The following is a 14727-nucleotide window of genomic DNA, read 5'->3' on the forward strand; positions in this document are numbered from 1 at the left end:
CGGACCGTCTCGGGCCGGGTCTTCGACAGCGGCGTCACGGTCATGACATACGCGAGGATTCCATGATGAGGAACTTCAGTCGCTTCGGTCGCTGATCGGGGCGGTCCGTGCCCGAGCGCACCTGCCCGGGTACGGACCGCGGACCCAGCGTCGTCACCGGCTTCAGGAGCGGCCGGCCTCCCCGGTGGGACGCTCGCAGGGCTCGTGGCCGATGAGCCCTCCGCTGGCGATCGGAACCGTGGCGAGGAACTCCTCCGGCAGGTCGAACGCGTCGGCCAGGGCCATGGTGTGAGGGGCCAGCCGGGCGACGAGGCCGCTGATCGTGGGCCACAGCGCGCGGACGTGATCGGCCGTCATGTGGTTGTCGGCGAGCAACAGTCCGCTGTGTCCGTTGAGCTGCTGCAGCAGGAAGAGACAGCACAGCTCTTCGAGCACGCGGCGTGCCTCGGGCGTCCCGGCCCGGGCCGTGGCGGCCATGAAGGCGTCGGCCGCCTTGAGGCAGGCGTACGCCGAGACCATTTCCAGCGCGGGAGTGGATGCCTCGTTCCAGCGACCGAGCGGGTCGCCCGCGGGTCCCTGCCGTAGGGCGAGCTGTGCCCGGGACCGCCAGCCGGCGACGACTTCGGCCAGCAGCCCGCGCAGGAAGGACAGATCGGTCAACGGCCTGTCGCTCAACGGCCCGTCGCTCAGCGGGCTTTCGGTGGCGGTCCGGTCGTCGTTCTGCGACGCGAAGAGCATCTCGGCGGCGGCCTTCAGCCAGATCACCAGGTTGTCGCCCTCGGCCGTGATGCCGCCCTCCACGTTCAGCGGCAGGTCGGATATGCCGTTGGCGGGAAAGAGGCCCTGGGCGCCGCACCGCTCACGGGACTCGGTGGTGATGGCGCGGGCCTGCCAGGTGATCCAGCCCTTGGCCACGGCCACCAGGCGTGCGGCCTCCTCCTGGTCCTCAAGGCCGTGCCCGATCCATTGGGCCAGCGCGGACCGGTGCAGGAAGCTCATGGCGTAGGCCAGTGCCAGGGAGTGCAGGAGCCGGCTGTGATGGCTGCGGTGCTCCATCAGCGGTACGCGCAGCCCGCGTCTGGACCCGCTGATCTGCCGCGAGTAGGCGTGCCGCACAGCGATGACCAGGGAGGCGCGCGCCATGCCGAGGGTTCCGGCGCTCATGCAGAGCTTGCCGGTGGTGACGCGGGCGATGGACTGCAGGAACCGCCTGCGCCGGCTGCCCAGGGTGCTGGTGAACGTGCCGTCGGCGTCGATGCGTCCGTGGTCGGCCTGGAGCAGGGCCTCGCGATCCAGCCGGACCTGGTCGAACGTCGTGAGGCAGTGGTCGACCGGGGTGCCGGTGCGGTCCGGCAGCCGGCGCACGTGGACCCCGGGCAGGTGGCCCTTGTCGTCGCTCAGTGGCGTGAGGAAGAGGTAGACGCCCTGGTCCTCGCCGTCGATCAGCAGTCGCGCGGCCACGACGGCGGTCTTGGGGCCGCCGGTGAGGCTGGTGTTCGGCATGAACTTCTGGGCCCCGGTGGTGGGCGTGTTCAGGATGAACTCGCCGGTGGCGCGGTCGAGTTCGGCCGTCGTCTGCAGGGCCGGGGCGTCGTTGCCGTGGCTCAGTTCCGTGCACAGGAACGTGCCTGTGCTGCTCATCGAGGTGAACTCGGACAGGTCCTGGCCGGCCCCGTCGTGGTCGAGCAGGCTGCCGAGAAAGAGGTTGTAGTGGATGCTCGCCAGAGTGCACAGGCCGCCGTCGACGACCCCTGTCCACTCGTGCAGCGCGGCGAGCAGCTCCGGATCGCGAGCCAGCTGCTCGGGCGAGTCGGTCGCCTCGTTGACCTGGCGGAGACGGTCGTAGGAGAGCGCGACACGCTGCTCGGGCGTCAGACCTGGCTGATGGTGAAACATTTCCTTGGTGAGCAGGCCGCGCCAAGTGGCGTGCACGGCGGCCTGGTTGTCCCCGAAGAGGAGCCGGGTGAGTTCCCTGTCGAGGGCCATGGAGGGCTCAGGCGGTGACTGCGTGGTCAGGTCGCGGTCCGGGCCGAGCGGCAGCACCGGGGTCCCGGAGGGAAGGGGGCCGGGCAGGGTCGCAGTTGTCATGAAATTCCCCGTTGAGATGAGATACGCGGCTGGTGGAAGCCGGGAAGCCCCGGCAAACGTACTGAACCGGTCTATCTGTATGGCTCATCTTCCATGCCTCGGGGCGCGGGGGGAAGTCTTGAAAAACCGATTGATCGGTTTTAAAGTGGCACTCGCTTACGCCGCCGACCATGCGGACGGACCAGAATTCGCGGTGTACCAGGCCCTGCCCACCAATGTGGGCGGAAGCGATAGGTATATCTGCGTGCAGAATAATACCGACTGGTATTTTCTGACGGAGGTAGAACGGTGGCGTTGCAGGAACGTGCGATCCGGACGCGCAGGGCGATCCTCGTGGCCGCGGCCGAAGTGTTCGACGAAGTCGGATACGAGGCGGCGACCATCTCCGAGATCCTGAAGAGGTCCGGGCTGACGAGGGGTGCCCTGTACTTCCACTTCGGTTCAAAGGAGGAGCTGGCCCAGGGAGTGCTGGCCGTGCAGGTCGAGGCACTCCCGCCGGTCCCGAAGCAGGAGTTCAAGCTGCAGGAGTCCCTGGACGAGGCCCTGTTGCTGGCCCATCTGCTCAGGCGGGAGACCGGTGACCCCATTGTCCGCGGCAGCGTGCGGCTGACCGTCGACCAGGGGGCGACCCAGGGTGGACTCGACACGCGGGTGCCGATGAATGCCTGGGTCAAGCACACCCGTGCCCTGCTGGACGAGGCGAAGGCGAATGGCGAGCTGCTGCCGCACGTCAACACGCTGAGCCTCGCGAAGCTGGCGGTCGGGGCGTTCACCGGGATCCAGGTGCTGTCCAACATCATGACCGAGCGTGAGGACATGCCGGAAAGGGTGACTGACCTCTACCGGAATTTGATGGCGGCCACCGCGGCGCCCTCGGTGCTCTCCCACCTGGACTTCGGCCCCGACCGGGGCATGTGGGTCTACCAGGAGGCCATGAAGTTCCGGAACGCCGAAGCGGATCCGGAGGCCGTCCAGGACGCCATGTGATGCGTCGAGGGGGGGCAGGTACGACGGCGTTCCCACTGTGGGACGTCGGCACGAAGTAGCCATCCACAAGGGGGAGAACAGATGGAAACGAATGCCTGCCCATACGCTCTCGACGTGCTCGGACGCGACCTGAACGGCGAAGCCGCGATGCTGCAGCGCTCCGGACCCGCCGCCGAGGTCGAGCTGCCCGGGGGCGTGCTCGCCTGGGCGATCACCCGACAGCGGTACGTCAAGCAGTTGCTGACGGACCCGAGGGTGTCCAAAGACGCCCGGCAGCACTGGCCGGCGTTCGTCGAGGGACGAATCTCCGACGACTGGCCGCTCTATCCGTGGGTGGCCAACGAGAACATGCTCTTCGCCTACGGTGAGAAGCACACCCGTCTGCGCCGGCTGATCGCCCGCGCGTTCACGATGCGGCGCACGAAGTCCCTGCGCCCCCGCATAGAGGCGATCACCGCCGAACTCCTCGACGGCCTGGCGCTGCTGCCCGCCGGACAGCCCCTCGACCTGCGTGCCCAGTACGCCAAGCCGCTGCCCCTGCGGGTCATATGCGAGCTCTTCGGAGTCACGGAGGACCTCAGACAGCCGCTGTGCACCGCGCTGGACATGGTGTTCAGCACGTCCGCGGCCGCGGAGGAGATGGCCGCGGCCCAGGTGGAGGTCTTCGGGATGCTGGCCGATCTGGTGCGGCAGAAGCAGGAAAGCCCCGCCGACGACCTGACGTCCGCCCTGATCGCGGCCCGCGACGAGGATCAGACGCTGAGCGAACAGGAGCTGCTCGGCACGCTCTACTTGATGATCGCGGCCGGCCAGGAGACGACGTGCACGCTGATCAACAACGCGATGGGCGCGCTGCTCGCCGACCCGGCGCAGCTGGACCACGTGCGGGCCGGGCGCGCCGACTGGAGCGACGTCATCGCCGAGACCATGCGCAGCCGTAACCCCGCGGCCTACTCGCCCATGCGCTTCGCGGTGGACGACATAGATCTGGACGGTGTGTTGATCCGCAAGGGGGACCCGATCATAGTCTCCTTCAGCGCCGCGAACATCGATCCCGAGCAGCAGGGCGAGGACGCCACCCGCTTCGACCTGCTACGACCCGGCTGGCGTGAGCACATAGGGTTCGGGCACGGCGTCCACTTCTGCATGGGGGCTTCGCTGGCCAAGCTGGAGACCACGATCGCGCTGGCCGGACTCTTCGAGCGCTTCCCGCAGGTGCGGCTCGCCGTCGCGGCGGAGGAGATCGATCCCGTGCCGTCCTTCATCGTCAACGGATACGACTCGCTGCCCGTGCTGCTGGGGGAGCCCGCGGAAGGCTGACCCGGGTGGATCTTCTGCCTCTGAGGGCTCCGTCGACGGCACACCGGCGCGGAGCCCTCAGAGAGCACGGGCGGTTCGGTTCCCGAAAGAAAACCGTCCGTCCGGCTTGTTTGAGGGGCAGGGCTGCCGTCTTCGTTCGAGCGTCCCTCGACGGATGCTCCGGCGCCATGAGGCCGCCGCATGACTGGGCGCCCGTACGCGCTGTTCGGCCACAGCATGGGTGCCATCGTCGGCTTCGAGGTGGCGCGCCGCCTGGAGGACGCGGGCCGCGGCCCCGTCGAGCTGTTCGCCTCCGGCAGCCGTGCCTCCTCCGTGGAGCAGGCCCCGGCATTGCGCTAGATCGTGTCGTCAACCTGCCGGATGCCGCGCGGCATCCGGCACGCACGCTCGCGGCGTCGTCCGGGTCGTGCAGGGGCCCGCGCCCGTGCCCCTGCACAAAGCCCCGGGCAAGTCCGTCCAGTTCCGGCTGATCGGCGTTCGAGTCGTCGTCGGCACAGTCGTCAACTGCCGGGGGCGCGCGCCCGACAGACCGGCGCGCGGCTCATCGCAGTATGTCCGCAGGCGCCCGAGTCCGCAGGAGCCCGAAGGGGCTGATCCGCGTCACCATGGCCGTCGCAGCCGCCACCACGCTGGACCGGGCCGCCGTCGGCGCGGCCGGTTCTCCCGCCTGTCCGGCCGCCTTGCCGACCGCCGACCGGCGTGCCGCACGGCTCGAAGTGCTCCTCGGCGACCCCTACGCCCCCGACAGCCCGCACGGCCTGACCACCCTGTCCGGCGCTGTTGCCCGGGGAAGGACACACGAACAGAAGGAAGTGTTGCTGGAGCGGTTCGGGCTGAACGCCGAATGCGTACCTGTCGCGGACGGCGGGCGGCTGACCAGGGCCGATCTGCTGGCCAAGGTGCTGCGCCCGGTGTTCCGCCGTGACGTGGCCCTCGGGATCGCCAGCAGGCACCGCCCCAGTGCAGGCCGCCGGTGGCACCCGCCGGCGCGCGGACCCTCGCAGCGCTGCTGCCGGGCGGCGGCCTGCTGCTGGACGGCCGGGCCGAAGCCGCCCCCGGCGGAGACCGTGCCCGGCTGTCGTACCGGTTCGCCGCCTCCGGGCTCGCCGTCAAGTACACGGCGGCTGCCGCCCTCGGCACCGAACCCGCCGAGCTCGACCTCGCGTACACGCCGGGCGGCCTCCCTGGAAAGTCTCCGCCGCACACTCCCGTAACAAACCGACATGATGGTTTAATGGTGTCGGAGTTCGGCCGAGAGTGTCCGCGCTGTATCTCGGGTCACCGGCAGGGCGCCTCAGGTACAGGTCTGCCCGCAGTGCCTCCTGCGTGCGGACTCCCGTGACGTATCCGGCCCTCGTGGCGACCGCTTGTGCCCTCGGGGGCGAGGCGGGCCCGCTGCCGGGCGGCTGCCCCGCGATCAGGAGACTTCTCGACGGTGAAGCAGGAACGAGCGGCGCAGACTCGGAAGATGCTGATCCGGGCCGCCGGCGAGGAGTTCGCCCACGGGGGCTTCGATCCGGTGTCGCTCAACAGGATCAGCAAGCGGGCCGGTGTGAGCTACGGCGGACTGCACCACCACTTCACCGACAAGCGGGACCTGGCCAGGGCTGTCGTGTCGGAGGCCACAGCCGTCCTGCTCGGCGAGGTGTGCGCGGCTCCCGACCCCGGCCTCGGTGGTGACCGGCCCACTGCTCTGCGGCGGCTCATCGAGGCCACCTACCGGTTCGTGGCCCTGCTCGACCGGGACCCGGTGTTCAAGGCCGGGTTCGTTCTCACCCTGGACGGCTCGGTGCCCGACTTGGGGGAGAGCCTGCGCGAGCAGTGGCAGCACTGGGTCGAGGAGGCCCTGGTGGATGCCGAGCGGGCGCGGGAACTGGGTGAGGGAATCCACGGCGCGGATGTCGCGACGGCCGTGGTGGCGGCCACCGTGGGATTCGAGGTGCTGGCCGTGCGGGACCGCACCTGGCTGAAGCCGGATGTCGTCGCCCGTTTCTGGCGGTTGATCCTGCCGCGCGTCGCCTCGCCGGCGACGGCTGCTTCCCTGGACGCCGACGGCGGCCCGCCCCTCGGTTTCGAGCCGGCCGGGTGAGGAGGGAGGGGGCAGCGCCGCTCCCGGAACGACATAGAAAGAGTCACTGCGTTCTCTTATTGGGGTCGCTTCAGCGGGGATCGGGCTCGATTCGATAGTGAATGCGGTCGGTATAAGGCGCTTAGTCCGTTTCTCTGGCACGCTCTGCGTGTTGACAAACCGATCGTACAGTTTTTTACTTCGTCGAGAGGTTGCACAACGAACAGGGGAGATAGTTGTGGACATCGGGGTCTTGGGGGCTCTAGAGGTGAAGGTGCGGGGTGTGTCGATCACACCCACGGCGCCCAAGCCGCGGCAGGTGCTGGCGATGCTCGCCTCGCGAGTGGACCGTCTGGTGCCGGTGGAGGCGCTGACCGAGGAGCTGTGGGGCAGTCGCCCGCCGCGCAGCGCGCGCACCACACTGCAGACCTATGTGCTGCAGCTGCGGGAGCTGATCGCGGCCGCACTGGTCTCCCCGCAGGGGACGGGTGAGACCGTGCCGCAGGACACCGGGGCGAAGGACGTCCTGATGACGCTTCCTGGCGGTTACCGGCTGGCCGGCTCCGAAGGCGCCTGTGACGCCAGGGAGTTCGAGCTGCTCGCCGGGCGCGGCTACCGGGCCATGGACGCGGAGGACTTCACTCAGGCGTCCACGCTGCTGCGGCAGGCCCTCGGGCTGTGGTCGGGCGAGGCGTTCACCGACGTCCGCACGGGCCCGCAACTGCAGTCCGAGGCATGGCGGCTGGAGGAGTCCCGGCTGTGTGCCCTGGAGCAGTGCTTCGATGCGGAGCTGCGGCTCGGACGGCACCGTGAACTGCTGTCGGAGCTGACGGTGCTGGTGAACCGGCACGGCACCCACGAGAACCTGCACGCGCAGTTCATGCTCGCGCTGTACCGCTCCGGACGGCGCGGTGAGGCACTGCACGCCTACCAGCGCTTGCGGGCCACCCTCGTACGCGAACTGGGCATCGAACCCTCGGCGCACGTACGGCGGTTGCAGCGCTCCATCCTCATCGCGGCGCCCGACGCGCCCGCCTCTGTTCCCTCCCTGACCGGGTGAGCCGGCCTCGTCATCCTTTCGCCATACGGGTTCGAGACGGTCTTGAGCGGACTCCCTCGCGAGAGCCAGGGCCCGCGCGGCGAGTTCACCACGCGAGGCGATGCGCAGCGGGGGACCCGTCCCGCACCATTGCTCTACCACGGCCAGGTGAATCGGAGACTGGCCATCGTGTTCGGACAACTGCACCCCGCCCGGTCGGCATCCGTCGGTGACCTGCCCGAGGTCCTCGGCGCACTGCGCGAGATGCTCGCCAGGATCCTGCGCTGCGACCCGTCGGAGATCGAGGAGAAGGCCACCTTCCACGTCATGGGTCTCGACTCCATCCTCGGCGCCGAGTTCGCCGGAACGCAACGGATTCGAACCGCCCGCCGATGACCGGTACGGGCAGTGGACATTCGTCGAACTCGAACCCGCCCCCGACGTCCTCGCCGCGGTCGTGAGCCAGACCGGCCCCTTCACGCATCCCGTGATGCACCCGCGCCTCGGATTCCCCTGGCCGCGGGCGGCACCGCTGCGCATCACCCTGCCCGCACCGGCGGCGGCCGACCTGCTCCCGGCGGCCTGTGACCGCCCCTCGCCCTGCAGGGTCTCTTGAGCGAATTCTGGGCGGCACTCCAGCGATTCACGATGCCTTTTTCGTCGTTCGTCGAGTCCTGAATTCAGCTGTCCAAGACCGCTGGAGAAGAACTGGAGAATCGCGCGTGCACGCTCTGCGTCCCGCTAGCGTGCGAAGTACCAAGCGTGTGTGCCGACCGAGCGCATCTCGCCAAGAGCGGGGGAGAACATGAAGATTCAGGTACTGGGGCCGCTGAAGGCAGAAGTCAACGGCGGGTCGATCGTTCCCACGGCCAGCAAACCGCGTCAGCTCCTTTCCCTGATGGCCCTATATCGCGGACGTGTCGTGCCGGTGCAGACACTCATGGAGGAGATATGGGGAGTCGAGCCGCCGCTGAGCTCCCTCACCACGCTCCAGACCTACATCCTGCAGCTGCGCCGCCGCCTCGGTACCGCCATGGGCCCGGACGTCCCGGGGAACGCCAAGGACATCCTGGCCACCCGGCACGGCGGCTATGTGCTGCAGGTGCCCGAGGAATGCATCGACGTGCACCAGTACGAGCGACTGGTGGCGGAGGGACGCAACGCCTTCGAAGCCGGTGACGCTCTCCTCGCCTCCGACCGGTTCCGCGCGGCACTGGACCTGTGGGACGGCGCTGCCCTGGTGGACGTGCGCCTCGGACCGGTGCTCGACATCGAGGTCGTGCGACTCGAAGAGAGCCGCCTGGTCACCACCGAGCGCCGCATCGACGCCGACCTTCGCCTCGGCCGCCACGCCGAACTCCTCGGTGAACTACGTCAACTGACGATGCATCACCCACTGAACGAGGGTCTGCACGCCCAGTCCATCCTGGCGCAGTACCGCTCGGGCCGGCAGGCCGACGCGCTCGGAACCTATCGGGGGCTGTGCGGCCGGCTGCGCGAGGAGCTCGGTGTCGAGCCCGCCCCCCAGCTCCAGAGGCTGTACCAGGCGATGCTCACCACGGCCCCCCAGCTCGATATCCTGGCCGGCCCGCGCGGCGCCTCCACCTTCGACCTGTTCGCCGCCTGACCGCACGCGCGCCGTCCCGCAGCCGCCGTCCGCGGCGCTCAAGGCGCACTCGTCCCGCCCTCGAGCGACTGGGGGCACCCTCGGCCCAATGGCCTCTGCCCGCCGGTGCCCGAGGCCCGTGATGCCATGGGGCCACCCGCCCCGGGGCCGGGACCCGAAGGAGGGTGGACAGATGCCTGCCGAGCGGATGCGCTGTGCGCAGCACGACGTGGTGATCGCTGCCCCCGCGGGTGTGGTCTACGGGCTGGTCGCCGACGCCGCGCACTGGCCCCGGTACTTCCCGTCCGTCGTCCACGTCGAACAGCTGGAGTTCGACGGACGGCAGGCACGCCACCGCCTCTGGGACATCGCCGAGGGCCGGGTGCGCTCATGGACGACGCGCCTGGTCTTCTCGTCCGACCTGCGGCGCGTGGACTTCTGGCAGGAGCAGTCGGAACAGCCGCTGACGAGTATGCACGGCAGCTGGACCGTGGAAGCCATCGACGACAGGCGCACCCGGCTGACCCTGAGCCGCACCTTCACCGTCGCCCGGGACGACCCGGAGAGTGCCGCCTGGGCGGAGCACACCCTCGACACCACGACCCGTCTGGACCTGGCCGGTGTGCGCTGCCACGCGCAGCACTGGAGCGACCTCGACGAGCTCGTGCTCTCCTTCGAGGACTCCGTCCGTGTCGACGGACCTTCCGAGCTCGCCTACGACATGCTGTACCGGATACGGGACTGGCCCCGGTTCCTGCCCCAGGTCGCCCACATCGACGTACGGGAGGACCCGCCCGGCGTGCAACTGGTCCGGGCACAGACCCAAGAGGCGGACCACCTGCCCGCCCGGACCACCGAGGCCGTACGCATCTGCTTCCCCCACGCCGGACGCATCGTGTTCAAAAGGACCCTCCCGCCGGGTCCGCTGGCCGCCCACACCGGTGAGTGGTCCGTACTGCCGGACACGACGGGTGTAACTGTCACCGCCCAGCACCGTGCCGTCCTCGATCCGGACCTCTGCCCCGGCACGGACACCGCCCAGGTCCGGCGCCAGGTGCGGGAGAGTCTCGGCCGGGAGAGCGAAGCGGCACTCCAACTGGCCAAGCGGCACGCGGAGAGCGCGGTCCGGGTGTTGTGACCTGCGTGCCGCGGCGGAAGATCTGCCACGAGTACGACGAGAGACGCCCATGAAACCCGACACGCACACCCGAGACACACCCCGGCCCGCGCTCCTGCCCTGCGGCTGCGCCGACCGGGTGCAGAACCCGCGGTCGCGGCGACCTCGCGGTGCTCTTCCCCGACCGGGACGGCTGCCCGCCCACCACGGCCAGGGCGCTGTACGGCACGTTCCCCGCCTTCCGTACCGCCTTCGACACCCTGCTCGGCGCACTGGACTGCTGTCTGCCCGCACCGCTGGTCGCCGCGGTGTTCGCCCCCGCCCACGGAGTCGACGCCCAGCTGGTGGAGGACCCCCGGTACGGCAGAGCCGCTCTCTTCGGGTACCAGGACTGATGGCGGCCTTCCGCCAACTGCAGTTGCAGGGGCCCGAAATCGACTGGGACGGGCTCCCGGCATCGGGAACCGCTTCAGGGCCGCTCGAAGAATCCGGCCTCCGCCCGCTGAGTGCCTAGGCTTGCCGCGAGGACCGGGCAGTGAGCCGAGCACGAGGAGGCAGGCATGAGTCACCAGCACGCCACCGTGCACGTTCTTCCCGGCTCACCGCACCCGCGCGCCGCGGCGTACGACACCGTCGCCTTCACCGGGACCGGCCCGCGACCGGCGGCGACCGCGTGGAGCAGAGGCAGCGGCAGAAGGACAGCACGACAGGCCGCGCCTGGCCGCCACGGACCACGACCGACCACAACACACCACGAGAGGGGAGGGCGCACGGATGACCACCGACGGCCACCGCCCCTCCGACGCCCCCGTCCCCACGCCGGGTCGCCGATCCGTATCCGAACCGGGGACCGTGACCGTAACCGTCACCTTCGCCGGTACCTACCGCTCACGACAGGCCGTCGTGGAGGTGCGGGGCCCCCTGCCGACCGCCCTCCTCGGCGCCGTCACCGCACCTGCCGACCCCGGCCCGCCCGAAGTCATCGTCGGCACCGGCCCGACGGACGGCGCCCCCGGTAGCCCCGACTCCCTCCGCCTCACCGGGCGGGCCACGGTCCCGCCCGACCTCGTCGGCCCGCTCGCCGACCAGCTCACCCGCCCCCCGGCGCCGGCTCCCGCCCCGTACGCCCCGCACACCCCGTACGCACTGCACGGCGCAGCCACGACCGGCTCTCTGGAGACCTTCGCCGCCACACCTCTGCAACGCGACGTCCTCACCGATGCTCTCATCCACCCCGACCACCACGTGGAACAGCTCTCCTGGCGCTGGCACGGCCCGCTGGACACCGATCGCTTCACCGCGGCCTGGCAGTCCGTCTTCGACCGGGAGACCGTGCTGCGCGCCGCGTTCGTCTGGGACCCGCACCCCCAAGTCACCGTGCACCGCCACATTGCCCCAGAGGTCGTACGGCACCCGCACGGAACGTTCTCCGGCCGCGCCGCCCTGATGGAACACGAGCGCGGACGCGGCTTCGACCTGCGCCGCCCCGGGCTGCTGCGCGCCGCGCTCCTCGACGGAGCACCTCCGGGCACACCGGGCAACCCCCCGCCCACCTATGTCCTGCTCACCTACCACCGCGCCCTGCTCGACCACTGGAGCGTGCACACCCTGCTCCGCGAGTTCTACCGGGCCTACTGCGCCGACGGCCTCCTGCCCGGTGGCGAGCGCCGCCCCGACCTGCGCGACTACGTCCGCTGGCTGGAGGCCCAGGACCCCTCCGCCGCACGGGACTTCTGGTCCCGGGAGGCGGCGCGCCCCGCTGTGTGCATGCCGCGGGCCGCGTCCGGCGCCGTCACCGGACGGTCCGGCACCGGACGCACCCGCGTCCGGCTGACCCCCGACAACGCGGTGCGCCTGGCCGAGTGGGCGGCGCGACGGGGCATCACGGAGAGCGTCGCCGTGCACGCCGTGTGGGCGATGCTCCTGCACCGCGCGTCGGACGCGGGCGCGGAGCCCGCCCGGGTGCGCTTCGGCGTCACCGTCTCCGGCCGCGGCATCTTCCTCGGGGACATCGAGCGCACCCCCGGCCCCTTCGCCGGACCGCTGCCGGTGTCCGTCGAGGTCGACCCGCGCTCCACGGTGTCCGGGCTGCTGCGGGCCCTGCGGGATTGCGCCCTGGACGTGTCCGGGTACGAATGGGTCGCTGAGGGCCAGATCCGCGACTGGCTCGCGCGGGAACCGGCCACGACCGACACACCCGCGCCCTCGGATGCCTCGGGGTACTCACGAGAATCAGCGAACTCACGAGAATCAGCGAAATCAGGGGACTCAGAGAGCTCGGGGCACTCAGAGAGCCCATGGGATTCATGGGGCTCATGGGACTCAGGGGCCGCACTCACCGAGTCCCTGCTGGTCTTCGAGCAGCGCACGCACGGGCACGACGGCCTCGGCGCAGACCTGGCCGCGCGCGGCGTCCGCGTGGACGCACCTGACATCTCCCCGGCCCGCACTCCGGTCCCGATCAGCATCGTCGTCCACCACGACGATCAGGGCGGCCTGGTCCTGACGTCCGTGCACGACCGCGCCCGCCTCGACGACGCCCGGGCGGGCGCACTGCTGGCGCACAGCGCCCAGCTGCTGCGCGAACTGCCCGAAACCGAGGGGCAGCCGGTGACCGTCGCCGAACTCCTCGACGGCCTGCCCGGCATGGACCCGCCGCGCCTGCACGAACGCCCCGGCGCCCCGTCCGGACCGAGCGGAGTGCTGACCACGCTGAGGGCGGCGGCCGGGCCCCGCGCCGGAACCGCCTGCCTGGTCATCACGCCCGGCACACCGGCCTTCTGGCTCACCGCACTGATCCACGGCACCACCGGAGCGCACGCCGTCGTGGCGTTGCACCCGACGCCGTACGGGACCCGGAGCTGTGTCACGGAGATCCGCCGCTATCTGCGCACCGCCGACGGTCACGGGCCCCTGGTGCTCGCCGGTCTCTCCGGCGCCGGCGCCCAGGCCTGCGACATCGCCCTGCGGCTCGCCGAGGACGGCGGTACGCCCCCGCCCGTGGTCCTGGCCGGCGGTGGCGCCGACGCCGTCGGCGCCCTGGCGCACGCGATCGAAAGCGCCTTGAGAAGGACTCAGGCCGGACTCGATCGACATCGAGGGAACAGTGATGCCCTGAGTGCGGTATGTGCCGACGAACGCCAGGAGGCAGCCATGGCCGAACCGTCCCCCGCGAACAATGCCGACGACGAAGCGAAGCTCCGTTTCCAGGAAGCCCTTGAGAAGAAGACACGTGCGACGTAGGCACGCACGGCTCACGAGGAGGGCCGGCTGAAGGACAGGAACATGAGTGGCAACGCAGGTCGGAAGCGGTTCTTCCGGCGCAAGACCGGCTGACGGTCCCGGTCGCCGTCCCACGCACGAACGCCGCGCCCCGATCCAGGTACGCACCCGCCGACACCGGGTCAGCCCTGAGCCGGGCCGCCCAGACTGTCGGGGCGCCCGCCCCTCATCCGTTCAGACCGCGTCGACTGTTCGGGTATGCGGGTGCTTCTCCCTGTGGCTGGACACGTCAGTGACCACAACATCGGGGGAAGTCGTCACCGGCCTCCGGAGGCCGAGCCGTGCGAGACGCATCCGGGTTCAGTTGCCGGGCGGCAGCAGATCCCTCGTCAGGTTGAAGGCGGAACTCGCAGTTGTGAGAAGGGCATTGATGCGGCCGAGGACGCGGTTGGCCCGATCGGTGTCCTGCGCACCGGCCGCGTCCGTCAGGTCTTCGGCATACTCCCGTGCCCTGACCGCCTCCTCTGGCAGGGCACTTTCCGAGTCGGCCCTGAGAGCGGTGGCCAGCTGGTGGTACGAGATGCTGGACAGGTTGGCGCTGCTGTCACGCCCGCTGCTCTGGGCCACCCCGTGAGGGCTGTTGACATTGACTGACGCGAGGCCGCCATCAGAGGCCGTTATGTGCATGGATTCATCACTGATCCCTGTCCACATGAAGTGCTTCCGGTACTCGCGCCAGCCCTTGCGGGTGAGGGCGTAGGAACCGAACTTCCATCCCTCGATGCGCACGAGTTTGTGTTTGACGGGTTCCGCGAGGACGACCAGGGCGTCGGCGCGGTTCCACTGCCGCTCGTCGAAGTAGGGTGCCAGGCGGACTCGGGTGCCGAGGCTCGGGGATCTTCGACAGATCTCCTGGAAAGCCTGCTTCTGGTAGACGTCCAGCCGATCCATGTTGATGGACGGGTCGGGGAGCCGCCAGGCGTGGAGTACGGTCCGGGTCTTCAGGAAAAGCCCGTATGCGGCCAGAATGTACAACGTCAGGACGACGATCTCCATGCGGCCCCTCCTTCCCCCGGTTAGGCAAGTCGCCTGATTTTAAGCCGAGTTGGCATTCTCGGGGGCGGTGTATGACGTATATGACGGGTGCCCCGTGACTCATGCGCAGCCCCTTTGCCTTCGGTCACGCCTTCGATCACGTCCCCGCCCGGCGCAGCCGTACGGAAGCCTGCTCGTCTCCCTGGTTGCCCTGGGCCATGCGCACGACAGCCCACGACCAGTCG

The 14727-nt window shown here is 69.9% G+C and carries 13 protein-coding genes; 11 read left to right on the top strand and 2 right to left on the bottom strand.

All coding sequences use genetic code 11. The annotated features are described in order from the left end of the window. Window positions 1-162 precede the first annotated feature (162 nt). Window positions 163-2088, bottom strand: a complete 1926-nt coding sequence (locus OHA19_RS44000; protein ID WP_331754671.1) for an acyl-CoA dehydrogenase — start codon at window positions 2086-2088, stop codon at window positions 163-165. A gap of 288 nt (window positions 2089-2376) precedes the next feature. Between OHA19_RS44000 and OHA19_RS44005 the strand changes: the two genes are divergently transcribed. From OHA19_RS44005 to OHA19_RS44055, 11 genes are all read left to right on the top strand, one after another. Continuing rightward, window positions 2377-3075 (top strand): ScbR family autoregulator-binding transcription factor, encoded by a 699-nt coding sequence (locus OHA19_RS44005; protein WP_331748856.1) that lies wholly within the window; start codon window positions 2377-2379, stop codon window positions 3073-3075. 114 nt (window positions 3076-3189) lie between these two features. Further along, window positions 3190-4395: a cytochrome P450 gene (locus OHA19_RS44010; protein WP_405753521.1), complete on the top strand. Its 1206-nt coding sequence runs from the start codon at window positions 3190-3192 to the stop codon at window positions 4393-4395. A gap of 180 nt (window positions 4396-4575) precedes the next feature. After that, window positions 4576-4734 carry a thioesterase domain-containing protein gene (locus OHA19_RS44015; protein ID WP_405722324.1) on the top strand — a complete coding sequence of 53 codons (159 nt, stop codon included), beginning with the start codon at window positions 4576-4578 and terminating at the stop codon, window positions 4732-4734. Between the two features lie 212 nt (window positions 4735-4946). Continuing rightward, window positions 4947-5609, top strand: a complete 663-nt coding sequence (locus tag OHA19_RS44020) for a hypothetical protein (RefSeq protein ID WP_331754675.1) — start codon at window positions 4947-4949, stop codon at window positions 5607-5609. Between the two features lie 221 nt (window positions 5610-5830). Then, window positions 5831-6484 (top strand): TetR/AcrR family transcriptional regulator, encoded by a 654-nt coding sequence (locus OHA19_RS44025; protein WP_331762950.1) that lies wholly within the window; start codon window positions 5831-5833, stop codon window positions 6482-6484. Window positions 6485-6701: 217 nt separating this feature from the next. Next, window positions 6702-7523 carry an AfsR/SARP family transcriptional regulator gene (locus OHA19_RS44030; RefSeq protein WP_331748844.1) on the top strand — a complete coding sequence of 274 codons (822 nt, stop codon included), beginning with the start codon at window positions 6702-6704 and terminating at the stop codon, window positions 7521-7523. Between the two features lie 147 nt (window positions 7524-7670). Continuing rightward, window positions 7671-7898 carry an acyl carrier protein gene (locus tag OHA19_RS44035; RefSeq protein ID WP_405753523.1) on the top strand — a complete coding sequence of 76 codons (228 nt, stop codon included), beginning with the start codon at window positions 7671-7673 and terminating at the stop codon, window positions 7896-7898. A 409-nt stretch (window positions 7899-8307) separates the two neighbouring features. After that, on the top strand, window positions 8308-9129 hold the full coding sequence (locus tag OHA19_RS44040; RefSeq protein ID WP_331748837.1) for an AfsR/SARP family transcriptional regulator: 822 nt from the start codon (window positions 8308-8310) through the stop codon (window positions 9127-9129). A 172-nt stretch (window positions 9130-9301) separates the two neighbouring features. Next, window positions 9302-10246, top strand: coding sequence for an aromatase/cyclase (locus OHA19_RS44045; RefSeq protein ID WP_331748833.1), 945 nt, complete (start codon window positions 9302-9304; stop codon window positions 10244-10246). A gap of 149 nt (window positions 10247-10395) precedes the next feature. After that, window positions 10396-10620, top strand: coding sequence for a hypothetical protein (locus OHA19_RS44050; protein WP_331748830.1), 225 nt, complete (start codon window positions 10396-10398; stop codon window positions 10618-10620). A 379-nt stretch (window positions 10621-10999) separates the two neighbouring features. Then, on the top strand, window positions 11000-13468 hold the full coding sequence (locus OHA19_RS44055) for a condensation domain-containing protein (protein ID WP_331754679.1): 2469 nt from the start codon (window positions 11000-11002) through the stop codon (window positions 13466-13468). A gap of 339 nt (window positions 13469-13807) precedes the next feature. Here the strand turns inward: OHA19_RS44055 and OHA19_RS44060 are convergent, their stop codons facing one another. Beyond that, a complete protein-coding gene (locus OHA19_RS44060; protein ID WP_331748824.1) occupies window positions 13808-14503 on the bottom strand; it encodes a hypothetical protein in 696 nt (231 codons plus the stop codon). Between the last annotated feature and the right edge of the window lie 224 nt (window positions 14504-14727).

Source organism: Streptomyces sp. NBC_00012, assembly GCF_045040875.1.
Classification (GTDB): Bacteria; Actinomycetota; Actinomycetes; order Streptomycetales; family Streptomycetaceae; genus Streptomyces.

Coding starts and splice junctions, on each gene's coding strand:
- OHA19_RS44000 (WP_331754671.1), bottom strand. CDS start 2,088: ATGACAACTGCGACCCTGCCCGGCCCCCTTCCCTCCGGGACCCCGGTG.
- OHA19_RS44015 (WP_405722324.1), top strand. CDS start 4,576: ATGACTGGGCGCCCGTACGCGCTGTTCGGCCACAGCATGGGTGCCATC.
- OHA19_RS44020 (WP_331754675.1), top strand. CDS start 4,947: ATGTCCGCAGGCGCCCGAGTCCGCAGGAGCCCGAAGGGGCTGATCCGC.
- OHA19_RS44040 (WP_331748837.1), top strand. CDS start 8,308: ATGAAGATTCAGGTACTGGGGCCGCTGAAGGCAGAAGTCAACGGCGGG.
- OHA19_RS44045 (WP_331748833.1), top strand. CDS start 9,302: ATGCCTGCCGAGCGGATGCGCTGTGCGCAGCACGACGTGGTGATCGCT.
- OHA19_RS44055 (WP_331754679.1), top strand. CDS start 11,000: ATGACCACCGACGGCCACCGCCCCTCCGACGCCCCCGTCCCCACGCCG.
- OHA19_RS44060 (WP_331748824.1), bottom strand. CDS start 14,503: ATGGAGATCGTCGTCCTGACGTTGTACATTCTGGCCGCATACGGGCTT.